Consider the following 2,609-nt stretch of genomic DNA (forward strand, 5'->3'; position numbering starts at 1 on the left):
GACCGTCCTCCATCCCCAGGCCCATCGACCGGGTGGGCATCGCCAGTTTGAAACGGCCCATCGTGGTCCGCGACCAGGCCCGGGGCTGGCAACACGCCGTGGCCGACATCACCATGAGCGTGGACCTACCTGCCCGATTCAAGGGCACCCACATGAGCCGCTTCGTCGAGGCCCTGGAGGCCTGGGGCGACCGGGTCGACTACCACGGCTTCAGACACCTCTTGGAGGACCTGTCCCAGCGCCTGGACGCGTCGCGCTCCCACCTGGCCTTTTCCTTTCCCTACTTCATGGCCCTGGCGGCCCCGGTCAGCGGCAGTCGTGCCCTCATGGACTGTCAATGCCGTTTGTCCGGGACCCTTGGTCGAAACGGGTTCACCATGACCCTCGGAGTCGAGGTCCCGGTCATGACCGTCTGCCCATGCTCCCTGGCCATTTCCAGCGTCGGGGCCCACAGCCAGCGGGCTCTGGTAAATATGCTGGTCACCTTCTCGGGATTTCTCTGGATCGAGGATCTGGCGGCCATCGGCCGGGAGTCGGCCTCCTCCCCGGTCTTCGCCCTTTTGAAACGCGAAGACGAAAAAAAAATCACCGAATCAGCCTTTGACCATCCCTGCTTTGTCGAGGATGTGGTCCGGGCCGCGGCCCAGCGTCTGGAGGCCCACCCCCTGGTCAAGACCTACCGGGTGGAGGTCGAAAGCCTCGAATCCATCCACAATCACAACGCCTTTGCCAGCATTGCCGGACCGAGCGGAAACACAGACAAGGCCCCCCGGGTCCCTAACGGACCGGAACCTCTATAACTATAAGGAAAAATTATGGATCATCTGGGAAATTTCATGGATGCCCTAGCCAAGGAACAGCTCAAGGCCGTCAAGGACATGTCCAAGGCCAAAAACCTCGAGGAAAGAAAGATCCACTCCGAGATCGTTCTGAATCTGTCCAGATCCATGGCCATGATGATGGACAGCGCCGCCAACGTCATGACCGGATTGGATCAGGACATGCCCTTCGAGGATTGAGGCTGTCTGAAAGTCTGAAGAATCAGGCGACGACGAGCTTCCGTTCAGCTACGCTGTAGACAATGGTCGGGCTGGACATGAAGGTCGTGCTTCTGAACTGGGCCTTGAAGCAGGTGATGACCACGTCGGGATGGATACCGACCGTGGCCTTGACCTTGATGTTCAGAGGAGTCAGACGGGCCTCACGGTCACGTTCGATCTCGGCCTCGACCTCCCTGAGTTCCTGCTCGCATTGGAGTCTGGCCTTCAAAACCTTGGCCACTGCCTCTCGCTTGTCCGGGGGGCTCTTCTCCAAGGCGGTCTTGATGTCCCCCGCTCCCACGACGGCATAGATCTTCTTCAGGTTTTCCTCCAGCTGCTTCTTGGTGGCCAGGTTTGCCTCGGCCTTGCGATCCACGGCCAAAAAAATGAAGGTTTCGACGCCGATGGGCGAGCCAATCTCCTTGGCCATGACGCCCTCGTTGCAGTTCAGGACCCCGCCGACGACCTTGCCCCTTCCTTGAGTGGCCACAACTTTTCCACCAGTGAAGATCGTACAATTGTTGATCTCGTGGGCGATTTCCACGTCGCCATGGGCATGCATGATGGCGTTCTGAGCGTACATGGCCGAAATCCGACCCCCGACCTCCAGCTGCCCTCCGACGATGCCGTAGCCCACCTGCACGTCTCCTCCGGCCACAATGGTTGCACCCTCGACGACCTTGCCGATGACCACGTTTCCAGGGGCCTCGACCCTGAAACCGGTCATGACCGATCCGGTTATCCGGACCGATCCACGCTCCAGCAAAACATTGCCAACGGCCAGATCGACATCCCCATTGATCTCGAAGACCTCGGAAACCTTCAGGGTGTGGCCGACGAAAAAGACCATACCCTCGGAGGTCGACGTATACTCGGTGCCATCCTCGGAGACTTCGACATTCTCTCCAGCCGTCAGCTTGAAGGGTTTGCCGTCCTTGGCCGGGACGAGGTCGCCGAACACGTCCAGTCCCGGAACCCCGGGTTCCGGAGGTATCAATCGCCCTAGAAGATCTCCGGGCCGGACCGACCGGATCCTGCCCCGGGCCCGGTAGTCGATCCTGCCGTCATCGGTTTCCTGGCCGGGCGAACTGTCGGCCGCGGACACGATTTCAGGCTTAAAGGCCCCATGCCGCCCGTTCCGGGGCAAAACGCCCCGGGCCAGGACCACCTCTTCCACCGGACTTCCCGAGTTTCCGGCCTGCTCCAGGGCCTGCTCCAAGGCCTCCTCCTGGAGGGAAGCCGTAACCCCAAAACCCTCCAGCAAACGCCGGAAATGATCCGGGGTGGTCGGCTCTCCACCGGCTGTCCTGGCGTACACCGTGGCCTTGACCGTCATCTTCCTGTTGGCCACGGCCACGAGAGGCGCGACCATGGGCCGTCGATCCTGGACCTCGGCCAGCCCGTAGCGTTCGGCCACGACCTCCGAGGTCTCCGGGTCCAGCCGACAGCCGGAGTCCTTGGCAAAAATCAGATTCTCAGGGGCATGGATATTTTCGGCCGAAATGGCCTCCCCGGTCACAGCCAGACCGTCTCTGGCCGGGCGGGGCGGGCTGTACCGGCCCATGACGT

3 protein-coding genes are annotated in these 2,609 nt (G+C 61.2%); 2 read left to right on the forward strand and 1 reads right to left on the reverse strand.

Going from position 1 to position 2,609, the window contains the following annotated elements; all coding sequences use genetic code 11:
• Positions 1-11 precede the first annotated feature (11 nt).
• Complete coding sequence (locus tag EOM25_13845; protein NCC26256.1) at positions 12-800, forward strand: GTP cyclohydrolase I FolE2; 789 nt, start codon at positions 12-14, stop codon at positions 798-800.
• 15 nt (positions 801-815) lie between these two features.
• Complete coding sequence (locus EOM25_13850) at positions 816-1,019, forward strand: hypothetical protein (protein ID NCC26257.1); 204 nt, start codon at positions 816-818, stop codon at positions 1,017-1,019.
• 22 nt (positions 1,020-1,041) lie between these two features.
• On the opposite strand, the gene EOM25_13855 is transcribed toward EOM25_13850, so the two are convergent.
• A partial coding sequence (locus EOM25_13855; GenBank protein ID NCC26258.1) for a DUF342 domain-containing protein occupies positions 1,042-2,609 on the reverse strand: 1,568 nt, incomplete at its 5' end.

The organism is Deltaproteobacteria bacterium, assembly GCA_009929795.1.
Taxonomy (GTDB): Bacteria; Desulfobacterota; Desulfovibrionia; order Desulfovibrionales; family Desulfomicrobiaceae; genus RZZR01.